The sequence below is a fragment of the Enterobacter cloacae complex sp. 2024EL-00227 genome (genome assembly GCF_043945315.1).
Lineage (GTDB): Bacteria > Pseudomonadota > Gammaproteobacteria > Enterobacterales > Enterobacteriaceae > Enterobacter > Enterobacter roggenkampii.
This window is the reverse complement of the sequence record NZ_JBIMQP010000002.1, coordinates 133649-150982: the sequence shown is the minus strand read 5'-3', so window position 1 is coordinate 150982 and position 17334 is coordinate 133649. Positions and strand designations below refer to the sequence as shown.

At 56.0% G+C, this 17334-nt stretch carries 18 protein-coding genes and 2 tRNA genes; 8 read left to right on the top strand and 12 right to left on the bottom strand.

What is annotated here, in order from left to right:
• Nucleotides 1-21: 21 nt before the first annotated feature.
• Both ACHH0Z_RS03760 and ACHH0Z_RS03755 read right to left on the bottom strand, forming a co-directional pair.
• Nucleotides 22-528, bottom strand: a complete 507-nt coding sequence (locus ACHH0Z_RS03760) for a CS1 type fimbrial major subunit (protein WP_021240847.1) — start codon at nucleotides 526-528, stop codon at nucleotides 22-24.
• Between the two features lie 75 nt (nucleotides 529-603).
• Nucleotides 604-1347 carry a fimbrial protein gene (locus ACHH0Z_RS03755; protein ID WP_045334753.1) on the bottom strand — a complete coding sequence of 248 codons (744 nt, stop codon included), beginning with the start codon at nucleotides 1345-1347 and terminating at the stop codon, nucleotides 604-606.
• Nucleotides 1348-1655: 308 nt separating this feature from the next.
• Here ACHH0Z_RS03755 and ACHH0Z_RS03750 point away from each other — a divergent pair, with 308 nt between their 5' ends.
• Nucleotides 1656-2408 (top strand): winged helix-turn-helix domain-containing protein, encoded by a 753-nt coding sequence (locus ACHH0Z_RS03750; RefSeq protein ID WP_045406730.1) that lies wholly within the window; start codon nucleotides 1656-1658, stop codon nucleotides 2406-2408.
• Nucleotides 2405-2881, top strand: a complete 477-nt coding sequence (locus ACHH0Z_RS03745) for a hypothetical protein (protein WP_008499906.1) — start codon at nucleotides 2405-2407, stop codon at nucleotides 2879-2881. The genes ACHH0Z_RS03750 and ACHH0Z_RS03745 overlap by 4 nt, the downstream gene beginning before the upstream one ends.
• A 56-nt stretch (nucleotides 2882-2937) precedes the next feature.
• On the opposite strand, the gene yccA is transcribed toward ACHH0Z_RS03745, so the two are convergent.
• Entirely contained in the window at nucleotides 2938-3597 is a 660-nt protein-coding gene (gene yccA / locus ACHH0Z_RS03740) for an FtsH protease modulator YccA (RefSeq protein ID WP_021240844.1), read from the bottom strand.
• 270 nt (nucleotides 3598-3867) lie between these two features.
• Here yccA and ACHH0Z_RS03735 point away from each other — a divergent pair, with 270 nt between their 5' ends.
• From ACHH0Z_RS03735 to ACHH0Z_RS03725, 3 genes are all read left to right on the top strand, one after another.
• A complete protein-coding gene (locus ACHH0Z_RS03735) occupies nucleotides 3868-5496 on the top strand; it encodes an ABC transporter substrate-binding protein (protein WP_045406728.1) in 1629 nt (542 codons plus the stop codon).
• A 130-nt stretch (nucleotides 5497-5626) separates the two neighbouring features.
• Nucleotides 5627-5714, top strand: a tRNA-Ser gene (locus tag ACHH0Z_RS03730).
• Between the two features lie 290 nt (nucleotides 5715-6004).
• Nucleotides 6005-6262, top strand: a complete 258-nt coding sequence (locus ACHH0Z_RS03725; RefSeq protein ID WP_008499869.1) for a YjhX family toxin — start codon at nucleotides 6005-6007, stop codon at nucleotides 6260-6262.
• A gap of 101 nt (nucleotides 6263-6363) precedes the next feature.
• Here the strand turns inward: ACHH0Z_RS03725 and ACHH0Z_RS03720 are convergent, their stop codons facing one another.
• The 5 genes from ACHH0Z_RS03720 to ACHH0Z_RS03700 form a co-directional block, all read right to left on the bottom strand.
• Nucleotides 6364-7200: an alpha/beta fold hydrolase gene (locus ACHH0Z_RS03720; protein ID WP_045406726.1), complete on the bottom strand. Its 837-nt coding sequence runs from the start codon at nucleotides 7198-7200 to the stop codon at nucleotides 6364-6366.
• A 155-nt stretch (nucleotides 7201-7355) separates the two neighbouring features.
• Nucleotides 7356-7574, bottom strand: a complete 219-nt coding sequence (locus tag ACHH0Z_RS03715; RefSeq protein WP_021240839.1) for an acyl carrier protein — start codon at nucleotides 7572-7574, stop codon at nucleotides 7356-7358.
• Between the two features lie 17 nt (nucleotides 7575-7591).
• Nucleotides 7592-9025 carry an AMP-binding protein gene (locus ACHH0Z_RS03710; RefSeq protein ID WP_045406719.1) on the bottom strand — a complete coding sequence of 478 codons (1434 nt, stop codon included), beginning with the start codon at nucleotides 9023-9025 and terminating at the stop codon, nucleotides 7592-7594.
• On the bottom strand, nucleotides 9022-10140 hold the full coding sequence (locus ACHH0Z_RS03705; RefSeq protein WP_045406717.1) for an MBOAT family O-acyltransferase: 1119 nt from the start codon (nucleotides 10138-10140) through the stop codon (nucleotides 9022-9024). The genes ACHH0Z_RS03710 and ACHH0Z_RS03705 overlap by 4 nt, the downstream gene beginning before the upstream one ends.
• Before the next feature lie 128 nt (nucleotides 10141-10268).
• Complete coding sequence (locus ACHH0Z_RS03700; RefSeq protein WP_045406825.1) at nucleotides 10269-11405, bottom strand: D-alanyl-lipoteichoic acid biosynthesis protein DltD; 1137 nt, start codon at nucleotides 11403-11405, stop codon at nucleotides 10269-10271.
• Between the two features lie 278 nt (nucleotides 11406-11683).
• Here ACHH0Z_RS03700 and ACHH0Z_RS03695 point away from each other — a divergent pair.
• Nucleotides 11684-11771, top strand: a tRNA-Ser gene (locus tag ACHH0Z_RS03695).
• A 44-nt stretch (nucleotides 11772-11815) separates the two neighbouring features.
• On the opposite strand, the gene ACHH0Z_RS03690 is transcribed toward ACHH0Z_RS03695, so the two are convergent.
• From ACHH0Z_RS03690 to hpxO, 3 genes are read right to left on the bottom strand one after another with little or no spacing between them, the layout of a single operon-like run.
• A complete protein-coding gene (locus ACHH0Z_RS03690) occupies nucleotides 11816-12751 on the bottom strand; it encodes a PDR/VanB family oxidoreductase (protein WP_084832227.1) in 936 nt (311 codons plus the stop codon).
• An 11-nt stretch (nucleotides 12752-12762) separates the two neighbouring features.
• The gene (hpxD, locus tag ACHH0Z_RS03685; RefSeq protein WP_045406711.1) at nucleotides 12763-13797 is read right to left on the bottom strand and encodes a molybdenum cofactor-independent xanthine hydroxylase subunit HpxD; all 1035 of its coding nucleotides are present in this window, start codon (nucleotides 13795-13797) and stop codon (nucleotides 12763-12765) included.
• A gap of 17 nt (nucleotides 13798-13814) precedes the next feature.
• On the bottom strand, nucleotides 13815-14969 hold the full coding sequence (hpxO, locus tag ACHH0Z_RS03680; protein ID WP_045406709.1) for an FAD-dependent urate hydroxylase HpxO: 1155 nt from the start codon (nucleotides 14967-14969) through the stop codon (nucleotides 13815-13817).
• Nucleotides 14970-15208: 239 nt separating this feature from the next.
• Here hpxO and uraD point away from each other — a divergent pair, with 239 nt between their 5' ends.
• Together uraD and uraH are read left to right on the top strand one after the other, a co-directional pair.
• Entirely contained in the window at nucleotides 15209-15709 is a 501-nt protein-coding gene (gene uraD / locus ACHH0Z_RS03675) for a 2-oxo-4-hydroxy-4-carboxy-5-ureidoimidazoline decarboxylase (RefSeq protein ID WP_045406706.1), read from the top strand.
• On the top strand, nucleotides 15706-16029 hold the full coding sequence (uraH, locus tag ACHH0Z_RS03670) for a hydroxyisourate hydrolase (protein WP_008499857.1): 324 nt from the start codon (nucleotides 15706-15708) through the stop codon (nucleotides 16027-16029). The genes uraD and uraH overlap by 4 nt, the downstream gene beginning before the upstream one ends.
• Here the strand turns inward: uraH and guaD are convergent.
• Entirely contained in the window at nucleotides 16009-17325 is a 1317-nt protein-coding gene (guaD, locus tag ACHH0Z_RS03665) for a guanine deaminase (RefSeq protein ID WP_045406703.1), read from the bottom strand. The genes uraH and guaD overlap by 21 nt on opposite strands.
• Nucleotides 17326-17334: the final 9 nt, after the last annotated feature.

Genomic DNA, 17334 nt, shown 5'->3' with positions numbered 1-17334 from the left:
TATTCCTTAGGTGCTGTGGTGTTACGCACCGCCTTCCGTGGTCGTCGCCTGCGTCAGCATCAGGCTGACAACGCCGCTGTACTGACCGGTTTTCAGAATGCCTTTGGTGGTCTGGGAAATGGTCAGCGGCAGTACCGCAGAACCGTTTTCAATGCTCCCCGGGAACAGTTCGGTACCGGTGTATTCAACATCTGCGGTAGAGAGGGTTTTATCGCCCAGCTTCACCGTCATAGGGATGGTTTCAGCACCGTCGGCATTCGCCAGCTTCGCGGCGCTCACCAGACGGACTTTCACGTTGCTGGTGGCGGAGTTAGACCACACCTTGGTATTCAGACGGTAGCTTTCCAGACCGCGGCCAGGCAGGTACTGCATATCGATGCTTGCCGGCAGCGGCGTGTTATCGGCCTGAGTCATATCCAGCTGTGAATCAACGCTGGCGTTGACGGTAATATCTTTTTGAATCGCCAGCGCGCTAACGGACGTGGTCATCGCGGCAACAATCATCAGAGGTTTAAAGTACTTACGCATTGATATCTCCATATTTACAAATGAGCACCCTGGCTCTTTAATCAAACCCTGTGGGGTTTTTACGGTGACGTCGTGTTATTGCACGACGGGTAAATCAGCTTCTTCAGCGCTTTTATTCAGCCAGTTGAAGTAGCGGAATTTATATTTCTGGCCTTGTACCTTCGTGAGCGTTTTTAATTTCCGTTCGGTGTCCGGATAAATCGTCGCGTCTTCTTTAATCCATCTACACGATGAATCCGCATCACAAACACCGATCTCCCTGAGCGGCACGCGCAACGTGCCGTTGTTTTTTAACGTTCCCCTGAGAGGGTCAATCGTCAGTGAAACCACGCTTTTTTCCGGTGCGAGATGGATCAGGGCGCCCCAGATTACATTGACGCCCAGTCTTGCCGTCGCCGCAGGGCTTTCTGCCTTGCCCGGAATAATGCTGTCAGGCTGCTTTACGCCTTCAAAATAGACGCGCCAGGTCGTCTCTTTTTCCGGTGGTGCAAGCGATACCAGGCGAACCACGCGCATTGCGCCTGCCGCAAGGGCGAATTTTTCCGGTGTGACAACAACGCCACCTTCTTTCCACGAGGCCACATCAATCTCTTTTTCCAGGGGCGTGCCGGGATTAAGAATTTTCTTTTGCCTCACCCGAATGAACTGAATATCATCCGTTTTTGACGCCACCTTAATTTGCGCCGCACCGGACTTATCCACGTTAAGTTCCATGGGATACACGCTCATATTGGCCAGAGCCATTTCTGAGAAAAATGGCAATGACAGCGCGGCGATATAAAAGGCAGTTGTCTTATTCACACTATTTTTCTGTTTCACTTTCTGTCCGCCTGCGTTGAGTTCATTCCCGGCGCATTCACAACGGGACACCCTCTGCTAACGTATTGCTTCAGGGCAGGGAAACTTTAACCAGAACAGCGGTTTGTGAAAATTTGTATTAATTAACTCGTTATATACAGTTTTTTATCCTGCTTTCCTGGCTTTAAGGTTGTATAGTTAAGCGAAAATACCGCGACCCGGGATGGGGAGAAAACTCCTTCTGATGAAAAAACAATCAGTTCAGGAGGCGGTTTTCTTGTCGTTGTATCAGGGATTAAAAAGCATGCGGTAACAGCCGAGAATAAAAGATGTTTTTTATATGCAATAATTCGTTGTTATTCGATCCTGAAGCACATGCAATAAGTATTGTTGGGCAACCCGAGTCTGTATTAACGCTTTCGGCTCCGGCCGTTCGTCTTTTACAGGAGTTTATTCGTCATAAAGGGCGCGACCTGAGCCGGGAGGAGTTGATCACTCGCGTGTGGGAGGAGTTCGGCTTTACGCCGTCGGGAAATAACCTCAATAAGGCGGTAAGTGAATTACGCAAAAGCTTCCACGCCCTGGGCGACAGCCACGACTATATCGTGACCGTGCCCCGGTTTGGATTCCGCTTTGACGCCGACGTTATTTTTAAGCCCGCAGAGAGCGTTACGCCCGAAGTATCTCAGCCGCCCGTTGAGCAGCCGTCAGGATATAAGCGTTTATCCAAAAAGTGGTGGCTGGTTTTAGCGGTATTAACGACGTCAGTCGTGGGGTTTAGCCTGTTTTTTAGCCGACAGCTTGAGATAACCGTACCCGCAACACTCAAACCCGTTAAGGAAAAAATAGCTGGCTGTCGGCTCTGGGTGATCAACGATCATGGCCGACCGCTGGTGTTATCAAAATTGGCCGAGCTGCTGAAGAAAAATAACGTCGCGTGCGAGCGCGAGGAGTACAACATTTATTATTTCAGCGCCCGCTTTTCGCTTGCCGCCGCCGATGAGGTTTTCATCGGCGCCTGCCCGGTGAGTGAAGCCAGCCTGTGTAAAACTATTCGCTATAAAAGCGGGGCGGAAGAATGAAAAACAGACTTCTGTTCGGACTGGGTGGCGCAGTCGTTGGCGGGGCGTTTGCGCTCTTTATCTACACCGGCGGAGCCTATAAGCGCGATGCGCTGGCCTGCAGCACCGAGTTTAATTTTACGCGCAATCAAGGAAAGGCAAATGAAGTGAAGGTCAATGCCGTTGCCCAGTTCTATTTTCATCGTAACGGCACCGGCCTGACCACCTACAAAGGCGCTGCAAAGGCTGAAGGTAAGAGCCTGATCGTTGACAGGGACGTGGATTTTACGTGGGAGCGACGGGACGATGATAAGGTAATTGTCCTGAGCTACACCAAGACCTGGCGTCGACACAATGACAACACCCCTGATGCCCAGTGGGGAAGCTTTGCCAGCCCGACCGCACGCTACTATCTCACGATCTCTGAACTCTCGCCTTCCGTATGGCTGATTCAGGACCGGCGTTACCCCACCTATATTTGCCGGGGTGATTAAGGCATAAAAAAAGGAGAATGCCGGGGGCATTCTCCTTTTTGTTTCAGCAGGTCAGCTTAATCGCGGCTGGCGAAGCCCAGGATGCTCAGCAGGCTGACGAAGATGTTGTACAGCGACACATACAGGCTCACGGTGGCGCGGATATAGTTCGTCTCACCGCCGCGAATGATGTTGCTGGTTTCAAACAGGATCGCGCCGGAAGAGATCAGAATAAATACGGCGCTGATCGCCAGGTGCAGAGCAGGCAGCTGCAGGAAAATGTTGGCCACCATACCCACCAGCACCACCACAACACCCGCCATCAGCATGCCGCCGAGGAAGGACATGTCCTTACGCGTGGTCAGCACGTAGGCCGAGCAGCAGAAGAACACCAGCGCGGTGCCGCCCAGCGCCATACCAATCACATCGCCCATTCCGGCGGACAGATACGCGTTCAGGATTGGCCCCAGGATGTAGCCCAGGAAGCCGGTGAAGGCAAACGCGGACAGAATACCGACCGGTTTGTCAGCGGTTTTGTAGGTCAGGAACATCAAACCATACATACCCACCAGGGTCAGAATCAGCCCCGGAGACGGCAGCATCAGCACGGTGCTGGCGGTGGCGGTGATCGCCGAAAACGCCAGCGTCAGGCTGAGCATGAAATAGGTATTGCGCAGCACCTTGTGGGTGCTGAGTAGCGATGTGCGGTCGCGTGAGGAAGTAATTATACGATCCATGAGTCACTCTCTTATGACAGATGTAATTAACGGAAAGAATAGGAAACGGCGCGTCACTCTCAAAGTGGTTTTACCCATCTTTACTCAGCAGGTTAGCGCGGGACCTGGTTGTTTCTTCTGCATAAATACGTTTCACCAGTATGAACAGCGGTTTGACGCGATTAATCAGATCAACCTCTTATAGGTTACTGAAAATTATTGCGTTATTACCATAAGGCCGCTAAGAGTTATTTCCGGATCGTCACAAAAACAGACAATAAGGCGAAGGACATGAAACCACAAACACGCACGCGCTTTACGCTCTCTTTACTTACCGCCGGGATCCTGTGCGCCAGCACGGCGACCTGGGCGGCTAACGTGCCGGCAGGAACCGCGCTGGCCGATAAACAGGAACTGGTCAGGAATAATGGCAGTGAACCGGCTTCGCTCGACCCGCATAAAGTCGAAAGCGACGTCGAATTCAATATTATCAGTGATTTATTCGAAGGTCTGGTGAGCGTTTCCCCGTCGGGTGACGTCCAGCCCCGGCTGGCGGAAAAATGGGAGAACAAGGACAACACCGTCTGGACGTTCCATCTGCGTCCGGGCATCACCTGGAGCGACGGCACGGCGATTACCGCAGAGGATGTGGTCTGGAGCTGGCAGCGCCTGATTGACCCGAAAACGGCGTCACCGTACGCGAGCTATCCGGGCAACATGCATATCGCCAACGCGGCCGATATCGCTCAGGGGAAAAAAGCGCCCGATACGCTGGGCGTGAAAGCCATTAACGACACCACCCTGGAAGTGACGCTCACCCAGCCAAATGCGGCGTTCCTCGCGATGCTGGCGCACCCGTCGCTGGTGCCGGTGGATAAAGTGCTGATTGGCCGCTTTGGCGACAAGTGGACCAAACCGGAGCACTTCGTCAGCAGCGGGGCGTATAAGCTGTCGCAGTGGGTGGTCAACGAACGCATCGTGGCGGAGCGTAACCCGCGCTACTGGGATAACGCGCACACCGTGATTAACAAGGTCACCTACCTGCCCATCACCTCCGAGGCCTCGGATGTGAACCGCTATAAAGCGGGCGAAATCGATATTGTCTACACGGTGCCGATTAACCAGTTTGCCCAGCTCAAGAATACCCTGGGCAGCCAGCTGGACGTGTCTCCGCAGCTGGCGACCTATTACTACGAATTCAATACCACCCGGCCGCCGTTCAACGACGCCCGCGTGCGCAAGGCGCTGAACATGGCGCTCGATAAAGACATCATTGCCGGAAAAGTATTAGGGCAGGGGCAGCGCCCGGCGTGGCTCATCAGCCAGCCGGACATCGGCGGCGTCAAGCTCCAGAACCCGGATTACGCCAGCTGGCCGCTGGACAAGCGCATTGCCGAGGCGAAAAAACTGCTGAACGAGGCCGGATATAACGAAAGCCATCCTCTGAGCTTCAACCTGCTCTATAACACTTCTGAATCGCACCAGCGCATCGCGATTGCCGCCAGCTCCATGTGGAAGAAAAACCTCGGCGTGGACGCGAAGCTGCAAAATCAGGAGTGGAAAACCATGCTGGATACCATGCACACCCACAACTTTGACGCGGTGCGTTACGCCTGGATTGCCGACTACGACGACGCGGCGACGTTCCTGAACAACTTCCGCACCGGCGACAGCGAAAACACCAGCCAGTACAGCAATCCGGAATATGACCAGGCGCTGGTGAATGCCGCAAAAGCCAAAACAACGGAAGAGCGGGGTAAGTTCTACCAGCAGGCGGAAGATCTGCTGGGACGCGATGTGCCCGCCATTCCGGTTTATCACTACGTCCGTACGCACCTGGTTAAACCGTGGGTGGGCGGCTTTACGCCGGATAAGCTGGGGTACTATTACACGAAAGACATGTACATCAAGAAACACTAAGCCTGTGCTGATAAAATCGTCGATGTGTTGTCAGTTCAACCGATTAAACACGTTTTGACTATTTTTACAGCGAACGATTGCTGGCACTCTTTACAGCACGCGGTGAGGTGTTTATAGTTCGCCTCACTCAGGAAGTGTGGCCGAGCGGTTGAAGGCACCGGTCTTGAAAACCGGCGACCCGAAAGGGTTCCAGAGTTCGAATCTCTGCGCTTCCGCCAGATATAAACCCCAGGTTACTTGTGAACCTGGGGTTTTTCTTTTGGATTAGCCGATCCGCCTCACATTATTAAGACCCGGTTATTTCCCTGTAAAACCCCGGCGTTATCATTCACCCCGTAAATACCTTTTCATCGCTTACCGAGGCTTTGATGCTGGAGAATGTTTTCATCAGATAATCAGCTTCCCGCCCATCTCAGGACGGACTGGTTATCGCTGCGCTTAAACCTTACGCACGCACCTGCGGGTGTGGGCTCGTTTTTACGCATGATGATTACACAGGTTTTCCAGTATGAATTTATCCCGTCAGGAACAACGTACCTTACACGTTCTCGCCAAAGGTGGACGTATTGTGCACGTCCGCGACAGTTCTGGCCGCGTCACGTCCGTTGAGTGCTATACCCGTGAAGGGCTGGTGCTGAGCGACTGCACGCTGAACGTCTTCAAAAAACTCCGCGCCAAAAAGCTGATCCGCTCCGTGAACGGGCAGCCTTACCGCATCAACACCACCGGGCTGAACAACGTTCGCGCCCAGCTGGATAATCGCTAAGCGGAATAAACAACGCCACCCTCGGGTGGCGTTCACGCATTGAGCGGGATATCGTGGCGTAGGCCGGGTAAGCGCAGCGCCACCCGGCAAGAAACGCGGCGTTATGAGCGAATAAAGGCCAGTATGTCCGCGTTGATAGTATCCGCATGGGTAGTATGCATCCCGTGCGGGAAGCCCGGATAAATTTTCAGCACGCTGTTCGCCAGCAGCTTGTCCTGGAGAAGGGCGGCATTTTTATACGGCACAACCTGATCGTCATCGCCCTGCAGCACCAGAACGGGAACGGTGATGGTTTTCAAATCTTCCGTCTGGTCGGTCTCTGAAAACGCCTTAATCCCCTCGTAGTGCGCCCTGGCGCTGCCGATCATCCCCTGACGCCACCAGTTCTGGATCGTACCCTGCGAAACGTCGGCACCATCGCGATTAAAACCGTAGAAAGGACCGCTGGCAACGTCGAGATAAAACTGGGCGCGGTTAGCCGCCAGCGCTTTGCGGAAGCCGTCGAAGACCTCGATCGGCGTTCCGCCGGGATTCGTCTCCGTTTTGACCATCAGAGGCGGGACGGCGCTGACGAGCACCGCTTTGGCGACGCGCCCCTGCGGCTGGCCGTACTTCGCAACATAGCGGGCGACCTGGCCGCCGCCGGTGGAGTGACCGACGTGCACGGCATTGTGCAGATCCAGGCTTTCAACCACGGCTGACGCATCGGCCGCATAATGATCCATATCGTGGCCTTCACTCACCTGGTCCGATCGTCCATGTCCGCGGCGATCGATAGCGATAACGCGATAGCCTTCTGCCAGGAAGAAGAGCATCTGGTTATCCCAGTCATCGGCACTCAACGGCCAGCCGTGGTGGAAGACAATGGGCTGAGCCTCTTTCGGACCCCAGTCTTTGTAGTAAATGTTGACGCCGTCTTTCGTGGTTACGAATGCCATACCGCAGACTCCTCTGTTAAGAACAACACGACCCCTAAAGTGTAGGAGAAATCCCAAAAGCGGTTGGTTTAATTCCGGTGAAGGATATTCATTTTGCGTCTGGGCTCTGGCGCGATGCGCCAGAGCCTTCAGGACAGGATTAACAGCAGGGGCGTTTAGCGGTTTTCTTCAATATAGCGGGCCAGGTCCGCCGGGGTTTTCAGCACCGTCGCCACGTCTGTCGGCGGGATCGTGCAGCCGTAAACGTCCTGCACTTCCAGAACCATATCGACCGCCAGGATGGAGTCGAGAATGTCGGATTCAATCAGCTCATCGTGAAAGCCCACCTTACGGGATAACACTTTTTCGAACAGTGCGAGAATTTCTTGTTCCATAATTTTTCCTGGAGTCATTAATTTGTGCGGGCGTAAGCGTCCAGCAGCTTGCGGTCAATTTTGCCGTTAGGATTCAGCGGCAAAGCGTCTTTTACGATAATTTGTGACGGCACCATATAGTGGGGGACTACCTTCGAGAGCGAGGTTTTGATGGTATCCGGCGCCAGTTCCGTCACGCAGAACGCGGCAATGCGCAGCACGCTGCCGCAGGGTTTCATCAGTGGCATCACCACCGCTTCGTTAATCCCGGACATCGCCAGCAGGCGGTTTTCAATTTCGTTGATTTCAATACGGTAGCCATTCAGTTTGACCTGGCTGTCGTTGCGTCCCTGGCAGTAGATAAGCCCCGCTTCATAGCCCAGATCGCCGGTCCGGTAGCCGCGAAACGCTTCATTTTCGCGATGCAGTAATTTCGCCGCGTTCTCCTGCGGCAGGCCGAGGTAGCCGCGCATGACGTTTTTACCCCAGATAATCAGCTCGCCCTCGGCGGAAATTTCCATTCTGCTCTCAGGCATCATGACCCCCACCGGCAGCACGGCGCTGTCGCTGTTCAGGATCGCATCCGTGATCTCGACCACGGTGGTCGCGATGGTCGCTTCCGTTGGGCCATAGGAGTTGATGATTTTGGCCTGCGGGAAGCGGCGGCGAAGCTGTTTAACCAGCGCTTTATTCAACACTTCACCAATGAAGATAAAGACGTTGAGTTCAGGTAAATACTCGCTGTTGAACTGCGGGGAAAGCAGCTGCTGGTAAGCAAAAGAGGGGGTGGAAACCCAGGCGGAGACGGCGTTGCTTTTCAGTCGCTCCAGCCAGTTCGCTTTCTGAATATCGTCTTTGGCGTTCAGCACGATGTGTCCACCCATCGCCAGATTTGCCAGTAAAGGGATCAGGGAGAGGTCAAAACTGAACACCGCGTGGTTCATCAGGACCGGTTTTTCCGGCAGCGAAAAGTCATTGCTGACCCATTTCATGAAGTGCCACACGCTTTCACGCCCAATCTGCACCCCTTTAGGCTTGCCGGTGCTGCCGGAGGTAAACATGATGTAGGCCAGATCCTGCTCCTCCAGCACCTTGCCCAGTTCACCCGTGGCGATGAACTGCCGGGTCGCGACGTCGTAATAGTAAGGGGCGCTGGCCAGATGGCAGATCTCCCGCAGGCGCTCCTGCGGGTAAATGCAGTCCACCGGAATGTACGGAATGTTGTGCAGCAGGCAGCTATAAATCGCCACGGCGAACTCGGCCTGCTGGTGTCCGTACAAGACGACCGGCGTACCGGCAACAGGCTGGCTACGCTGATAGCGCTGCGCCCAGTCCGTCACGGCAGCGGAAAGCTGCAGCCAGCTTAAGGCTTCGTCGCTGCCGCTGATGGCCATCTGCTGCGGGGAGGCGGGATCGCATAATGCCGCACGCAAGAAATCCTGCAGTTCCTGAAGATCGGAGAGATTTTTCATAGAGGTGACATTCCACTAAAGATGTAAAGGGCGCCCGCGGCGCTTCCCAGCGTCAGAATGCGCCCTAAAAACGCAACAGCCGGATACTGCAACCCGCGGTGTAACGCCGGGCTGCGTTTGGCTGACCACAGCAGCATGTTGTGCGCGACAGAAATGGCGCCAAACAGCGCGCCGCTGATGACGTAATGGCGTTCCAGGCCATTCCATGCCCCCATGCAAAACAGGGTGCAGAAAATACCGATATTTTGCGCCAGCGTTTTGTTCTGACGGAAAAAGTTAAACTTCATCAGGTTCATATAAACGGGCATAAAGACCACATCGCGCAGCCATTCAGACAGGCTGATGTGGAAGCGGCGCCAGAAATCCTGCGGGTTCTTTGCCAGAAGCGGCATATTGAAGTTTGCCGGGATGTTGAGCCCAAACAGGCGGCCCGCACCGATGGCCATATTGCTGTAGCCCGCAAAATCAAAGTAGAGGTAGGCGCTATAGGCAATCGACATCACCACGCCCACGGTCAGCGTAAACGGCTTATGGCTCCAGGGCTGTACGACCAGCGAATCAACCAGCATTGCAAACAGGAACTTCTGGATAATGCCGGTAATGATTTGCTCCAGCGCCACTAAAAACTGTTCGCGGTTAAGGGCAAAGACGGGCTTGCTGACGTCGTTCATCCATGTCCGCCAGCGGTACATTGGGCCTGCCAGAATAATAAAGGGCATAAACAGATAGCAGAAATAGTGCAGGAAATTCTGCCCTTCTTTTTTACTGCGATAGAGCAGCACGTCCACCGCGCGGAACGTCATAAAAGAGAGGCCGATCATGCCGAGATGATGATTAACGTGCAATTTCACCAAAAATAAAGGAAGCAGCGTTAACACAATAGCCTGCCAGGTTTTTAACCATCCTTTTTCTTTTAACATGGCGACAAGATAAAAACTGAAAAAAACGACCGCGGGAACACGGTAATCACCCTGAAAAATATAGCCCCAGCCTAATGCAGCCAGGACGGATAAGGCCGATAAATAAGTCAGACGATGACGTAATACGCGATTGACCAGCGCAAACACCAGGGCGGATGAAAACAAATAGACAAAAAACATTCCTGAGCTATACATCATTCGGCCTCAGAACTTTTGATATTCAAAATGCAGCTGCATACTCATGCTGTCATCGACAGCGGTCCACGCGACGATGGTGATCGCCAGCAGGAGATAAAGGAAAAAAAGACGGATCGCGATTTTCATTATTTAAAGCTCTGTGCAATAAAGCGAATCATAGGAACCCAGGCCAGTTCGGAAGGGTGCAAACGATCCCAGTTCCAGCCATTCTGATAAGGCATGGCATACATATCTAAATAAGGGATCTGGTTCTTTTCCAGAATGGTTTTAATTTGCTTATCAACCGGGCGGAAGGTGTCGGTATTGTAAAGCGCCCAGGGGTTTACCGGGTCGACGATCGCAATCACCTGCACGTGACGGTCTTTCAGCAGCTGGACGGTTTTTCTGAATGCGGCGATTTGCGCAGGTACGACCGGCGTGTCATCCCACTGCTGCCGTGTACCGTCCTCCTCGTAAATCGTTTTGTCCATCCACAGGGTGGCCGCGCTCTGCTGGCGTTTTTTATTTAACTCGCGGGCATTCGCCAGCTCTTTATCCCAGTCAGGGGCAATGTGGGTGGTTGGCTGCGGCGGCCACGGCTGTTCCGTCCGGGGCGTGACGTGAAGCAGCGCCAGCCAGTCGTTTTTTATCAGGGTGCAGACGTTGGCAAACTGGAAACTCACCTCGTCCCATATCAGATCGGGGTGCCAGCCAAAGACACGCATTTGGCCAAAGGTTAAATGGCTTATTTCTTTACTCTCAATATGTTTTAAATAATTAACCAATATTGGGCGTGCCTGCGGATCCTTCATCAAAGGAGTAAAAACAGAACCTGGGAAATTATCGGCATAGATAGCGGGAGGCAGGCCTTTTGAGTAAAAGCTGTCAGGTGCCAGCAGCAAAACAACTTTACTGTTTGCGTTAAGGCTATTTTTAAAACGTGAGAACAGTAAAAACTGCGTTTCGTCATCGACAAACGCATCGCCATACGCCACGACGGGTTTGTGCAATTGCTTATTAAAGTAATTATAGACAGCGTAATGTTCATCTTCTGACGTCGCCACCTCAGACGCACCAATGAAGAATATCGCATTCCCTTCTAAGGCATGAGAAATAGTGGCAATTTTTTCCGCCTGTTCTTTAGGCGTGCCCGCCATTGATTTAATCAGCGGCTGGAAGGTAAGCGGCGGATCGAAGCTCGCCACCAGCGGGTGAAGACAAAGAAACAAAATGGCCAGAAACGCCATCAGAAAATGTAAGCAAAGCGTATTTTTGATTTTCATCATCAACCAGTAACACTGCATGGCAGTAATGTCTTAAATCTGCGGAAATTCAGATTTATAACAATTACACAACAAATGGCCGTCTATTTTTGTGGCATTCTATACCAGAGCGATTTAAAACGATGAGCGTTGCTGTGTTACGGTATGTACAAGGTCGCGGAGAGTGATGTGAAGTCAGCGTTTGGGTGACTTTTTGCGCAGTCAAACGCCCGTGGGGAAAAATCGAAAAATTCCTGCTTTACAAGGCGCTAATAGATGTTTATAGTGCGCCTCACTTTGGAAGCGTGGCCGAGCGGTTGAAGGCACCGGTCTTGAAAACCGGCGACCCGAAAGGGTTCTAGAGTTCGAATCTCTACGCTTCCGCCAAATTCGAAAACCCTGCGATAGCAATATCGCAGGGTTTTTTCGTTTTACAGCCCAATCACCAGCTCCCCGGAATAGCTTCGCGAACAGCAGAGCGCCACCTGCTGGTCCGTTGCGCCTTTTTCCGCCTCCGACTGCACGCTATCCCGGTGATCCACCACGCCGTCAATCACCGGCGTCAGGCAGGCGCCGCAGATCCCCATCTCACAGGAAAGCGGGACCGCCACGCCATTTTCCTGCAGCACCTGGGCGATGGTTTTATCCGCAGGCACCGGCCAGCGCTCCCCGGTGGAGGCCAGTTTGACCGTGAAGATCTCCCCGGCTTCACCGCCTGCGTCGGGCGCTGCGGGCTGAAACGCCTCGCTGTGAAGATGGGCGTCATCCCATCCCTTTGCCGTGGCGACCTCACGCACTTTTTCCATAAAACCTGCCGGACCACAGACCCAGGCGTGAAGGCCCGATTCGGCCGCGAGGAGATGTTCCGCCAGCGCTGTGCGCGGGCTGGTGGTATGAATGAGGCACTCACCGAGCCGGGAGAGTTCGCGCTCAAACGCCGCGCTTTCCCGGTTTCTGACGTAATAATGCAGCGTGAACGGCGTTCCGGTCGCCTTCAGCTGCAGGGCCATCGCATACAGCGGCGTAATGCCAATCCCCGCCGCCAGCAGCAAAACCCGCTCTGCCTGCTGCAGCGGAAACAGGTTGCGCGGAGCCGATATCATCAGCTTCTGCCCGGGACGCAGCGTCTCGTGAACGTAGCGCGACCCGCCGCGCGAGGCGGTTTCCCGTCCCACGCAGATCAGGTAGCTCTCGTCCCCACATGCTCCGGTCAGGGAATACGGGCGCACCACGCCGCAGGGCAGGTGGACATCAACGTGCGCCCCGGGCTGCCACGCCGGCAGCGCGTCGCCGTTATCAGCCACCAGCCTGACGGCGAGGCTTTTGTCGCCCTCGCGCCACAGCCCGTCAACAATCACGCTCAGCATATTGGCCTCCGTCATACCAGGAAAAACTCGCCAAAGCCCATTTTCTTCAGCCCCCGACGGTAGGCAATCGAGCTTTTATCCGCGGGGATATGCGCTTCCAGCGTCAGGTCCAGCGGCAGGTTTTCCGGGCGCTGGGTTTCCACCATCAGGCGATCCTCTTCAAAAATCCGCAGGTTGAAGGCATGCACGTCCTCCACCGGAATATGCAGGTCAAAATTGCGGGCAATAGGGGCGAACATGCGGGTCACGCGCGATGATACCGGTGATGCGGCGTTCATAATGACCAGTCTCGATTCACCCGGAAAATGAATCGTCAGGGTGGCTGTGAACGGCAGGTGCATTTCAAAATGGCGCAGCCACTGGAACCCATCCGGAGCCTGCACGGGGGAACTGGCGGGATAGTTGCTCACGGCGCTCCAGTAATCCGCCACGAAGCCGAACGGCGTCTCCTGTGGCTGATAGGCAGGCACAAGCGGATTATTCGGGTCGGCAAAGGTTTCGGTGTGGATCCAGGCAAAGTGCGCCACGTCCAGAAAACCTTCAACCTGACGTCCGGCAAAGCCGTTCACCTCAAACGCCGGGCAGTTTATCTGCTGAAATCCGTTGTCATCCCAGTGCGGCATGGTGGGCAGCGGCGCGGGGTTTTCCGGATCATAGGCCAGGCAGGTCCAGATCAGTCCGAACCGCTCTTCGACCGCGTAGTTAATCAGGTTCAGCTTCGCCGGAACGGGCTGGTCGGGGCTGGAGGGAATACGGTTGCAGCGCCCGTCCTCCCCAAAGCGTAAGCCATGATAGGGGCAGATAATCCCGTGCTCGTCGTGAAAGCCGAGCGTCAGCGGCACGCCGCGGTGCGGGCACACGTCACGGGCAACCACGACCTGGTCGTTAATGCGGTAAATCACCAGCTGTTCATCCAGCAGCGTCGCTTTGACCGGCGCCGGACCGACGTCGCAGGCGCGCGCGACCGGATGCCAGCATTTCGCCAGACGCAGCCAGTCCTCTGGCTCAAACGTACAGTGGGCGGGTGGGGTCGGTTCTCTTTTCATCGTTGTCCCTCTTGCGTTCAGCCTAACGGGCCGCCCTGAATGGTCTCGCACAGACCGTTGATGATGCGCTCTCCGGTCTCCTCTTTGAGCTCCTGATACCAGGCCTGCGTCAACGCCATATCTTTGCCGTGGGTGACGTCGCAGCGCTTGCGCGCCTTCAGCACCAGGTCGCGTACGCGGTCGCAGCGCAGCGCCTCGTACTGCCGCAGCGCCAGCGTGATGTTGTGGTTTTCACGCAGGCATTCCCCCAGCACCACGGCATCTTCCATCGCTGCACAGCCGCCCTGGCCGATATCCGGCGTGGTGCTGTGCCCGGCATCGCCCAGCAGCGCGACGTTGCCGCGCACCAGGCTGTCGAACGGCTCAATGTCGTGGATTTCAATCCGATTGGTCGTTTCAGGATCCAGCGCCGCGATAAGCTTTTGCACCGGCGGCGCCCAGCCGCGGAAGTAGCCCGTGAGATCGGCGCGCAGGGTGGTGCGATCCTCCGCCAGGCCTGCGGGCAGCGGCACGTCAAAAAAGAAATAGAAGCGTCCGCCGGAGACGGGCATCAGCGACACGCGTTTGCCTTCGCCAACGAAGGTGGTCCACTGGTGCGCCGGGGCGATCTCTTCGTCAATCTTCACCAGCCCGTTCCAGTTCACATAGCCCGCGTAGCGGCGCTCCGGGGTGTATCCCAGCACGTACGGGCGAACCGCCGAGTGGCTGCCGTCGGCGGCAATCAGGAAATCCCCGGCGGCGGTGGTGCCATCGGTGAAGGTCACGCTCACGCCCGCGTCGTCTTCAAGGACGCCTTCGACGCGCTTGCCGAACTGCACCTTGTCGCGACCCCAGAAGTCCAGCATTTCGCGCTGAAGCTCAGCGCGCGAGACGGGGCAGGGGCGCCCGCCGGTACGCTCAACCAGCGGGGCAAGGCTAAAGCGGGTCAGGGTATCGCCGCGCCGGTAATCCTTGTAGGCCATAAAACGCATCGGCCCGCCCCAGGTCTCGATGATGTCGCCCATGCCGAGGTGCTGCATGCATTTCACGCCGTTAGGCCAGATGGAGATGGCCGCCCCGACGGGCCTGATCTCCTTTACGGCTTCAAACACGGTACAGTCGATGCCCGCTTTCTTCAGCGCGACGGCGGCGCTCAGGCCGCCAATACCCGCGCCAATAACGATTGCTTTCATGCTTCTCTCCTTTTGCAGGGTGTAAAGACAGTTAGCAATTTGCGTACCAGGCTGCAGCATGGCGAAAACGGCGTTGTAAGGGAGACGTTTGCACTGCTAAGGTGCGTAAACGCGGTGAGCGTGCCTTTTTATGAATCAAAAATTTCCTGGTCGACCTTGTGGAATCGACTGTTTCACGCCTGTGCTCAGGGTGGCGTGGTTTGTGCAATAGCCTAGAGAAGGACAATAAAGGAGACACTATGATCGCACTGCACGACTTCAATCATCTTCCCCATGAACAGGCGTTAGCGCTGATTCACCCCTGCGTGGCGCTTCCCCGCTGGGCCGATGCGCTGGTTCACGGGCGGCCTTACGCCAGCCGGGACGAATTGTTCAGTACGGCGAAATCGCTGATGCAAAACTGGGACGAAGCGGCGCTGGCGCAAGCCCTGAGCGCCCATCCGCGCATCGGGGAAAAACCAGCGGGTTCAGCGGCGGAGGCGGCGCTGTCGCGCCAGGAGCAGGGGGCGGTGAATGACCGCGATGCTGCTCTTGCCCGGGCGCTGCGTGAAGGCAACGCCCGCTACGAAGCCCGCTTTGGACGCGTCTTTCTGATCCGCGCGAAGGGTCGCAGCGGCGAGGAGATATTACAGGCCCTGCACGCGCGGCTGGAGAACAGCGACGCGCAGGAAATCCATGCCGCGCTGGAACAGCTGCGGGAAATTACGCTGCTGCGCCTGGAAGGAGTCATCCACGAATGAGCACACTCAGCACCCATATTCTCGATATTTCGACGGGCAAGCCCGCGGAGGGCGTGACGGTTCATCTGCAACAGGACGGGAAGACGCTGGCCACGGGCGTGACCAACGCCCAGGGGCGCATCGCCGCGTTCGTTCCCTCTCTGCCCGCGGGCCGCTATCGGCTGGTGGCGGAGATCGGGGCGTGGTTTAGCGATACCGGCCGGAAGACGATCTATCCCTGCGCGCACATTGAGTTTGTCACGGGAGAAACGGCAGACGAACACTTCCATCTGCCGTTTGTGATTGCCCCCGGCGGATGGTCAACCTACCGGGGCAGTTGACCACACCCGCTCGCCGTTGACCCAGGTCTCGCTGATGTTGCGCTCGTCGCCCAGGGTCATCAGCACGAAAAGCTGCTCGTAGATATCCTGACAGCGCCGATTGCGCAGGCGCTGCAGCGGCGTGACGTTGGGGTCGATAACCACAAAATCCGCCTCTTTGCCTGCCGCGAAGTTACCAATCTTGTCGTCCAGCCGGAGGGCGTGCGCGCCGCCCAGCGTGGCGTGATAAAACGCCTCGCTGGCGCGCAGGCGATAGCTCTGAAGCTGCCCGACCTTGTAGGCCTCTCCCAGGGTGCGCAGCATGCTGAAGGTGGTGCCCGCGCCGACGTCGGTGCCGATGCCCATCCGCACCCTGTGCTGCCAGCAGGCGGGCAGGCGAAACAGCCCGCTGCCGAGAAACAGGTTTGAGGTGGGGCAAAACGCCACCGCCGAACCGGTGTCGTGCAGGCACTGCCACTCGCTGTGGTGCAGATGGATCGCGTGGGCAAACACGCTGCGCTCGCCGGTCAGGCCGTAGTGGTGATACACGTCGAGATAGCGTTCATGCTCCGGCCAGAGATCGCTCACCCAGGCCACTTCGTTGGGGTTTTCGCTCAGGTGGGTCTGCAGCCAGGTGTCCGGGAACTCCTCTCTGAGCAGGCTGACCGCGGCAAGCAGCTCGGGTGATGAGGTCGGGGCAAAGCGCGGCGTAATGGCGTAGCCCAACCGCCCACGGTGATGCCAGCGCTGGATCAGCGCCCGCGTCTGCCGGTAGCTCTGCTTCGCGTCTTCGCTCAGGTAGTCCGGCGCGTGCCTGTCCATCATTACTTTTCCGGCGATAAGGCGCATGTTCAGGCGCAGGGCCTCGGTAAACAGCGCCTCGACCGATTCCGGATGCAGCGTGCAAAACACCAGCGCGGTGGTGGTGCCGTTGCTCACAAGCTGCTGAATGAAAAATTCGGCGATCTCTTTCGCGTAGGCCTCATCGGCAAACTGGCTCTCCACCGGGAAGGTGTAGGTGGTCAGCCACTCCAGCAGCTGTTCGCCAAAGGCGCCGATCATCTCCGTTTGCGGGTAATGGACGTGGGTGTCGACAAAACCGGGCAGCAGCAGCCTGCCGCGCAGGTCGGTATAGCCTTTGTGCGGGTCAAGATACTGCTCGCCCTCCTGCCACGGCATCTGCGCCAGAATTTTTCCGTTCTGGATAAACAGCAGGCCGTCCTCAAGGTAGCGCGCGTGCCGGGCAATGGCGTCTGCGCTGTCGCAGACCCGGGCAATATCAAAAAATGCACCGCGTATCGCAGTCTGGTATTCCATCATGGTTCC

Bases quoted from the DNA above. Each gene is read 5' to 3' on its own strand.
- uraD (WP_045406706.1), top strand. From the start codon at position 15,209: ATGATCGCACTGCACGACTTCAATCATCTTCCCCATGAACAGGCGTTA.
- ACHH0Z_RS03710 (WP_045406719.1), bottom strand. From the start codon at position 9,025: ATGAAAAATCTCTCCGATCTTCAGGAACTGCAGGATTTCTTGCGTGCG.
- ACHH0Z_RS03725 (WP_008499869.1), top strand. From the start codon at position 6,005: ATGAATTTATCCCGTCAGGAACAACGTACCTTACACGTTCTCGCCAAA.
- ACHH0Z_RS03745 (WP_008499906.1), top strand. From the start codon at position 2,405: ATGAAAAACAGACTTCTGTTCGGACTGGGTGGCGCAGTCGTTGGCGGG.
- ACHH0Z_RS03705 (WP_045406717.1), bottom strand. From the start codon at position 10,140: ATGTATAGCTCAGGAATGTTTTTTGTCTATTTGTTTTCATCCGCCCTG.
- ACHH0Z_RS03760 (WP_021240847.1), bottom strand. From the start codon at position 528: ATGCGTAAGTACTTTAAACCTCTGATGATTGTTGCCGCGATGACCACG.
- hpxD (WP_045406711.1), bottom strand. From the start codon at position 13,797: ATGAAAAGAGAACCGACCCCACCCGCCCACTGTACGTTTGAGCCAGAG.
- guaD (WP_045406703.1), bottom strand. From the start codon at position 17,325: ATGGAATACCAGACTGCGATACGCGGTGCATTTTTTGATATTGCCCGG.
- ACHH0Z_RS03735 (WP_045406728.1), top strand. From the start codon at position 3,868: ATGAAACCACAAACACGCACGCGCTTTACGCTCTCTTTACTTACCGCC.
- ACHH0Z_RS03700 (WP_045406825.1), bottom strand. From the start codon at position 11,405: ATGAAAATCAAAAATACGCTTTGCTTACATTTTCTGATGGCGTTTCTG.
- yccA (WP_021240844.1), bottom strand. From the start codon at position 3,597: ATGGATCGTATAATTACTTCCTCACGCGACCGCACATCGCTACTCAGC.
- uraH (WP_008499857.1), top strand. From the start codon at position 15,706: ATGAGCACACTCAGCACCCATATTCTCGATATTTCGACGGGCAAGCCC.
- ACHH0Z_RS03715 (WP_021240839.1), bottom strand. From the start codon at position 7,574: ATGGAACAAGAAATTCTCGCACTGTTCGAAAAAGTGTTATCCCGTAAG.
- ACHH0Z_RS03690 (WP_084832227.1), bottom strand. From the start codon at position 12,751: ATGCTGAGCGTGATTGTTGACGGGCTGTGGCGCGAGGGCGACAAAAGC.
- ACHH0Z_RS03750 (WP_045406730.1), top strand. From the start codon at position 1,656: ATGTTTTTTATATGCAATAATTCGTTGTTATTCGATCCTGAAGCACAT.
- hpxO (WP_045406709.1), bottom strand. From the start codon at position 14,969: ATGAAAGCAATCGTTATTGGCGCGGGTATTGGCGGCCTGAGCGCCGCC.
- ACHH0Z_RS03720 (WP_045406726.1), bottom strand. From the start codon at position 7,200: ATGGCATTCGTAACCACGAAAGACGGCGTCAACATTTACTACAAAGAC.